The sequence below is a fragment of the Ruminococcus sp. genome (genome assembly GCF_024691275.1).
GTDB lineage: Bacteria > Bacillota > Clostridia > Oscillospirales > Ruminococcaceae > Ruminococcus.
On sequence record NZ_JAILNU010000090.1, the window covers coordinates 1 to 7197 of the forward strand.

The window sequence follows — 7197 nt, forward strand, 5'->3', positions numbered from 1 at the left end:
ATGATAAGTATGATGATAAAGGACGGCAAAACTATACCGAGGGTAGCTATTATCGCCCCTAAAACGCCGCCTGTTCTGATACCTACAAAGGTCGCCATATTGACTGCAAGGGGGCCTGGCGTGCTTTCGCTAAGAGCAACGAAATCCACAAGCTCCTCCTGCGTCAGCCAGCCGTGACGTTCTGCTTCCGCCTGTATCATAGCGATCATAGCGTATCCGCCGCCAAAGGTGAACGCCCCTATTTTCAGAAAGACAAGAAACAACTCAATCAGCGCCATTGCTCTGCTCCTTTCTGTTAAGGATTGACCACAGCAGACCGAACAATCCGCATCCGATGATGACAAATACGGCGTCTATTTTCAGGAAAGCAGTCAGAACAAGAGAAAGTCCCATGATTGCATAGGAAAATGGCTTCTTTTTCTTCTTCACCGATTTGAACATCATCCATAGTGCTTTCAGTATCAGTGCAAGTACGGCTGCACGGATACCCATGAAAGCATAGCGTACGGCTTTGATGCTCTGAAACTGCGTCAATATCAGGGATATAAGCGAGATTATTAGAAACGAGGGCAGGACAACGCCGAGGGTTGCCATACACGCCCCAAGAAAGCCCGATGTCTTATATCCTACAAAGGTTGCGGCATTGATAGCGATTGGTCCGGGCGTTGATTCAGAGATCGCAACAATATCGGTGATGTCCTTTTCATTCAGCCATTTTTTGTTTTCGCAAACTTCCTTCTGTATCAGCGGTATCATCGCATAACCGCCGCCAAAGGTAAAAGCCCCGATCTTCATAAAGGTCAGGAACAGATCAAGATTCTTATTCATGGTATCACTCCTACAAAGAAATTATACCAAATGAAGCAGTAACCGTCAATATCATAAAATGCCAAGAATATACTTGACATAAGTCAATAAATATGTTATAATCGACATAAGTCAGAAAGGAGATGCTAATATGCCAAGACCTCAGAAATCACGCCGTATCTGCTGTTATCCCGATTACTGGAGCTTTGCACCCGATCAGGATACAGCAAACGATACAGTCGTTATGACGCTTGACGAGTTTGAAACGATACGTCTAATCGATTATCAGTCAAAGACGCAGGAACAATGCGCTCAGGAGATGAACGTGGCGAGAACGACTGTCACGGCGATATACGATGCCGCAAGAAAAAAACTCGCTCAGGCCCTGGTCGAAGGCAGACGCATCGTCATTTCGGGCGGAAACTATACTCTTGATAACACGATCTCAGAGGAGATCACACGGAAAGGAAGCACTATTATGAGAATTGCAGTAACCTATGAAAACGGACAGATCTTCCAGCATTTCGGCAGAACAGAACAGTTCAAGCTCTATGACGTTGCTGACGGCAAAATCATCAACGAGCAGGTAGTCGGAACAATGGGTGCAGGACATGGCGCTCTTGCAGGATTCCTGAAAAACGCACAAGCTGACGTGCTCATCTGCGGTGGTATCGGCGGCGGAGCTCAGATGGCTATGCAGGAGGCGGGGATCGCTCTTTACGGCGGAAATACGGGAAGTGCTGACGAAGCCGTTGCAGCTTTCCTCGCACAGACGCTTGAGCAGAACTCCAATCCAACCTGCGATCATCACGCTCATGAACACGGTGAGGGACATTCCTGTGGAAACCACGGATGCGGCAGTCATAGCTGCGGTGATCGCTAATGAAAATTGTAACTCTTGTAGAGAATACCTGCGGTCACAAAAGCTGTATCGCAGAGCATGGGCTGTCAATTTACATCGAGACAGAGAAACATAAGCTGCTGCTTGACACGGGACAGACCGACGCTGTTGTGAAGAATGCGAAAGTTCTCGGGATAGACTTGTCAGCAGTTGATACGGTGGTGCTCAGTCACGGTCATTACGACCATTCGGGCGGAATTATGCCGTTTTCGCAGATAAACCATACTGCACAGATAATCATGCAGAGAAAAGCTGCCGAGCCGCATTTCAACGGTGAACGCTATATCGGTATCGACAAGGCTATACTTGCCCTGACGAATGTTCGGCTTATTGACGGCGATATCCAACTCGATGATGAGCTGTTTCTGTTCAGCGGTATTACCGGCAGACGCTGTTATCCGCAGGGGAACAGAAAACTCTCCCATATTGAGAATGGCGAAAAAGTCCCTGACGATTTCGCACATGAGCAGTGCCTTGTCATAAAGCAGAACGGTAAGAGTTGGCTGTTGTCGGGCTGTTCCCATAACGGTATCCTCAATATCCTTGACAGATATAAAGAGATATTCTGGAACGTTCCCGACTGCGTTATCACGGGATTCCACATGATGAAAAAAGATAGCGAGCATACCGAAGAAGAAAAAGCGGTTATCATTCAGACAGCGCATGAGCTTTCAAAGCTCAATATCGTTTTTTACAGCGGTCACTGCACAGGTCTCCCTGCATTTGAGCTGATGAAAGAGATAATGGGAGATAAGCTCATTGCTTTGCACAGCGGAGAAGAAATTTGTTCTGAGCTTAGGGCATGATGGTGGATCAGGAAGTAGTCCTGACAAAATATTATATTGTTTAGATGTATATAATATTGAATACAAAGTAGTAAGTTCATATTGTATGCCTTATGATGTTATTCCTGATTTTTATAATAAATAATTATGCAATGAATATGAAAAGCTTCTAACTGAAATAGGTGCTAATGGTAATCTCAAAGCCAAGAGTGGTATAATTTCATTCACATTCGATATTTGTTCTATTCATACATATGCAATAAGATATGCTCCTAATCAAGTAAGTGGAAAATTCTTTAGGGATTTTAATATGAGATGTAGTTCCAAAACTGCATTGGAGAGTTCAAGTGTAATAAATAGTATGACAAGGAATATGGATAATAACAATAAAAATAATGATTATTATCATGGATATATAATATATTATTGAAATGAGGTTAATGCGTAAAAAGAGAACTGTTTTTAGTTTGATAATTTTCGGAATAATAGTATCAATATTGGGGGGCAATATTGATACATCATTCAGATAATATAACGATAAGTATAGATAATGATTATAGTAAAAATCATATTTGTTTTATTGGCAAAGATTACTACTATACAATTGGTGATTCAATCAGTAAAAACAATAATGAGATTTTAACAAAGTCATTCAAGTCTCCTCTTATCTGTTCATGTGATAATTATTTATATGTATATTCAGATAATTTCCTTATGAAATTTGATAATGATCTCTTGTCAGAACAATATGATATTGGACGAGAAATAAGAGCTTTTGGAATAAAGAATAATATTTTTTGTGGTATTGATAAGGATTTTTCTCCTTGTATAATTGAACTTGATACAATGAAAGAGATGACTATTTCACCTGAAACCATTTCTTTTGATAAGAGTTATCTTAATTATTCTGAATTTGATAATTTTAAAGTTATTTCATCTGAACATGATGACAGCCAATATTTGAAAAGCTGTGCAATCATATATAATGGTGAAATTATAGCACGTTGTAAGGGCGAATATGGCGAGTTTATCATTCATACCAAAGGTGAGGAGCTTATTGTGAGTTCTGCATTAAATACAAGTGAACCCGACATAGAAAAACTTGATTATTCAACGAGAGAGAATCTTCAATCTGATATTTTTGGAGGCTATTTTCCTGAAATAGCATTGGAAGAAAAATCAAAAATAACATTTATAGGAGTATCTGCTTCTTCAAATCCAAATATAAGTATTGAGGATTGCTTAGCGGATAAATATCATCAGTCTGATATTGTAGCAGTAATAAATTCAGATGATATGAAAATTGAAAAAAGGCACGAAACTAAAAAAGGAGAACGTATTCTTTATGCTGATTCAGAAAAAGCTGTAACATATTATCACGGAAAATATATTACTCGTTCATTAAAGGACTGGAAAAAGCTTAATTCACAGAAAGCTTCTGAGATCAAGAAATACGGAAAATATTCATTTGATGCCTGCGGTGATTATGTCTTTGTTTTTGATGAAAATACAGGTAAACTTCTAAACAAAATACCAATTAAATGATCTATCCCCAAAATCCTACTCAATTGAGTGGGATTTTTGTATGGAGGCGTATGCTGATGGGCAAGATAGTATAGCCGAGGACATTGGAAACTTTTAATGCAACACCAAGGGCAATATTTTCAATGGTACATCATCCGTTTTTGTAGTCACCTGTTCTTCCATGAAGAGAGTCAACCATTTCGGCAAAATCTGAAGTTCCTTGATAGATAATTCCCTTATGATACATTTCTGGCGAATATTAATATTGACAAATTATGATCAAAGTGCTAAAATGACATAGTGCTATTCTAAATGACACAAAAACAATCTCGCCAATAATATGCAGATTAAAATTATGGAGGATTAAAATGAATAAGAAAATCACGAAAAAACTCACTGCGATAGGAATTTCATCAATGTTGTTCTGTGGTATGCTCGGTAATCCGGAAGCTTTAAAATCAATCACAGATCCTATTTCCATTACAGCCGTAGCTGCAACTGCCAGCGGCACATGCGGTTCTGGTCTGAGATGGTCGATCGATGGTGATACTCTAACCATTTCAGGTACTGGTACTGAAATGCAGAACTACTCATCAAAAAACAAAACTCCATGGATAAGCTATTCTTCGCAGATAAAAAAGGTTATCCTGCCAAACACTCTTAAATCCATCGGTAATTACGCATTTTATTCAATGGAGGCACTGGAGTATGTCTATACGTTAGCCGATTACGGTCAGTTCCCCTGTATGCCTGATGTTGATGTGATCGGAAATTATGCTTTTGCAAACTGCTATGCATTCCGTGGAAACACCCAGAATGGAATACTTACACTTGGCTTAGGTGATTTTGCAGATGGTTCTACCAGTAAGCTCACAGTCGGAAAAAGAGCTTTTCAGAACTGCGATCATGTTAGATTACTTAAATGCAATTATGACAGCATGAAGGTGGAAGAGTTGGGCTTCCATAATATGGATATGCTTTCATCTGTCTATTGCGGTGATACCACAATGGAATTGGGCAGCCGTGCTTTCTATAATGACCAAAACCTCTCAAAGGTTGAATACAAGCCATCTGTTCTGACAATTAACAATACTGCTTTTTATAACACACTTTACTATAAAAACAGCTTCACAGGTACCGATTATAATCGTCGAAATCTTGGTGCGGCATCAAAAATGAAAGGCAAATCACTTGTTGTCAATTTCTTTGTTGACCAGGTACAATTGGATCTGAGTAATCCGATATACACGGTTGAGCAAACTGATGTTGAAGGGCAGCATGCTATCAGACTTGCCGGTGATGAGATCGCTACCCCAAAGCCCGTAGGTCCTACATCTGAAAGTTGCTATACTGGTATCTATAAGAAAGATGATCTGTATTATAAGCATATCTTTAGCTGGGAGGCAGAAAAGCAGGATAGCCCAACAGAAAACTCTGTCATAGCATTAAACAAGCTGGACTTTAATGATACTGATAAAATTCCAGATCAAAACTATATTCCGCATAATACTTATGAAACCGAATCAACAAACGGCTATCTTGGCAGCTATGTTTCATCACAGATGATCACAGAAAGACTGACTCAGCTTCGTGAAGCTTTTGACGATCTTGAAACACAGTCGGCACAATATGGTGATAAATGCAGTTTTGAGATGAATCCGGATACAAACTTCTACATTACATTGAACAACTTCGACTGGTCAGAAACACAGGCAACCGTAAAACCTCGAAATGCACCGGACACATTTCTTACAAACTGCGATTATATGCTGACAAAAGGCTATAATGGTGGAAACGGTGCTTTTAAACAGTTTTCACAAAGTCAGTTATATTACAGTGATGGACAAACGGGTATCTCAGATTCATCTTATGAAAAATTGTTCAACGCTATTTCAGAGGCAAGCCAGCAACTTACTGGCTATGGTACTTATCCGATTGATATGAAGATGTATTCCGGCACTTTCTGCTCCGATTATACACGCTATCTTAAAGAAAAATATCATGTTGACAACATTGTTTATCTGGTTCATGTTACATCAAATTCACAGTCTTGTGCTTATCCGACAAAATATAACGATGATAGGGATCGTATTGACGAATTTGCTATCATTTGCGGTGGCAAAGATATTCAGAATACAATTGAGCATGAAACTTCTCATCTGTTCGGTGCATTAGATTATTACAAGAGAGGCAGAGGTGTTTCCAAGGAGGCTGGTTCTTACATTGACACCTATCTCGATCCAGATGGTGAGCTTATGATTTGTAACGGCATTAAGGTTAGCCCAGTTACCGCATTTTCAATCGGTTGGTTGGACAAGCTGGATACACCGACATATAATATGTTCTTTGACTCCGATAACTTCAAAAGACAATAATTTTCAAGGTAAAGAATTATCTAAAATCTAACAATTGATCAGACAGATCATAGTATAACAAAGCTCCGAAATTTTTATGATTTCGGAGCTTTCATTATGTCTACACACCCATATTCCATCACGGATATGGGGGGATTATACTGTTAGCTTTAGTAGCATATTATTCTTTCTATTTGAGCTTCTGGGAAATGTGCTATAATAGCACATTTTTACATATATGTAAAAAATTCACATAATAACGATTGACTAAATGTGAAATATGTAGTGAAATAAAAGGTAACATTTATTGCAATAAGGAGCCACCTTTATGATAGATAATAAGAAAGAACAGGAAAGAGCTGAATTACATAGAACTATATGGGGCATTGCCAATGATCTAAGGGCAGCGTTGACGGTTGGGACTTCAAGAACTATGTCCTCGTTATGCTGTTTTATCGCTATATCTCTGAAAACCTTACGAATTACATAAACGCAGGAGAAATTGAAGCTGGCACGCCTGATTTTGACTATACGCAGCTCTCTGACGATGAAGCGAAAGCAGCTCGTGAAGATATGGTTAATACAAAAGGATTTTTTATTCTTCCGAGTGAACTATTCTGTAATGTGCTTGCTAAGGCAGAAACAGACGAAAACCTCAATGAAACGATAGAACGTATATTCAATAATATGCCTTTGTCAATAAAAAACTGAGCCACAGCGCTAATAAAAAAGTGAGCCGGTTTTGATAAAAAAATAATGAGCCACTAATCATTATTCATGGTCGAGTCGATGCGGTAAGATGAGCTGCAGTTCATATTAAGAACGA

6 protein-coding genes and 1 pseudogene are annotated in these 7197 nt (G+C 39.2%); 5 read left to right on the forward strand and 2 right to left on the reverse strand.

Annotated features, from left to right (window positions below; translation table 11 throughout):
• Together K6G33_RS11105 and K6G33_RS11110 are read right to left on the reverse strand one after the other, a co-directional pair.
• Window positions 1–278, reverse strand: a 278-nt coding sequence (locus tag K6G33_RS11105) for a chromate transporter (protein ID WP_296779436.1), incomplete at its 3' end; no start/stop codon positions are given.
• A complete protein-coding gene (locus K6G33_RS11110; RefSeq protein ID WP_296779439.1) occupies window positions 265–828 on the reverse strand; it encodes a chromate transporter in 564 nt (187 codons plus the stop codon). The genes K6G33_RS11110 and K6G33_RS11105, both read right to left, overlap by 14 nt.
• A gap of 130 nt (window positions 829–958) precedes the next feature.
• On the opposite strand from K6G33_RS11110, the gene K6G33_RS11115 reads away from it, so the two are divergent.
• From K6G33_RS11115 to K6G33_RS11135, 5 genes and pseudogenes are all read left to right on the forward strand, one after another.
• Window positions 959–1690: a DUF134 domain-containing protein gene (locus tag K6G33_RS11115; protein ID WP_296779442.1), complete on the forward strand. Its 732-nt coding sequence runs from the start codon at window positions 959–961 to the stop codon at window positions 1688–1690.
• Window positions 1690–2514: an MBL fold metallo-hydrolase gene (locus K6G33_RS11120; RefSeq protein WP_296779445.1), complete on the forward strand. Its 825-nt coding sequence runs from the start codon at window positions 1690–1692 to the stop codon at window positions 2512–2514. Before K6G33_RS11115 ends, K6G33_RS11120 begins: the two co-directional genes overlap by 1 nt.
• Before the next feature lie 489 nt (window positions 2515–3003).
• Window positions 3004–4038 carry a hypothetical protein gene (locus tag K6G33_RS11125; RefSeq protein ID WP_296779447.1) on the forward strand — a complete coding sequence of 345 codons (1035 nt, stop codon included), beginning with the start codon at window positions 3004–3006 and terminating at the stop codon, window positions 4036–4038.
• A 347-nt stretch (window positions 4039–4385) separates the two neighbouring features.
• Complete coding sequence (locus K6G33_RS11130; protein WP_296779451.1) at window positions 4386–6392, forward strand: leucine-rich repeat domain-containing protein; 2007 nt, start codon at window positions 4386–4388, stop codon at window positions 6390–6392.
• A gap of 307 nt (window positions 6393–6699) precedes the next feature.
• Window positions 6700–7061 (forward strand): annotated as a pseudogene (locus K6G33_RS11135) (type I restriction-modification system subunit M N-terminal domain-containing protein); the annotation flags it as partial.
• Window positions 7062–7197 lie beyond the last annotated feature (136 nt).

Excerpts from the sequence above, each read along its gene's own strand:
- K6G33_RS11110 (WP_296779439.1), bottom strand. The coding sequence starts at position 828 with ATGAATAAGAATCTTGATCTGTTCCTGACCTTTATGAAGATCGGGGCT.
- K6G33_RS11120 (WP_296779445.1), top strand. The coding sequence starts at position 1,690 with ATGAAAATTGTAACTCTTGTAGAGAATACCTGCGGTCACAAAAGCTGT.
- K6G33_RS11130 (WP_296779451.1), top strand. The coding sequence starts at position 4,386 with ATGAATAAGAAAATCACGAAAAAACTCACTGCGATAGGAATTTCATCA.
- K6G33_RS11115 (WP_296779442.1), top strand. The coding sequence starts at position 959 with ATGCCAAGACCTCAGAAATCACGCCGTATCTGCTGTTATCCCGATTAC.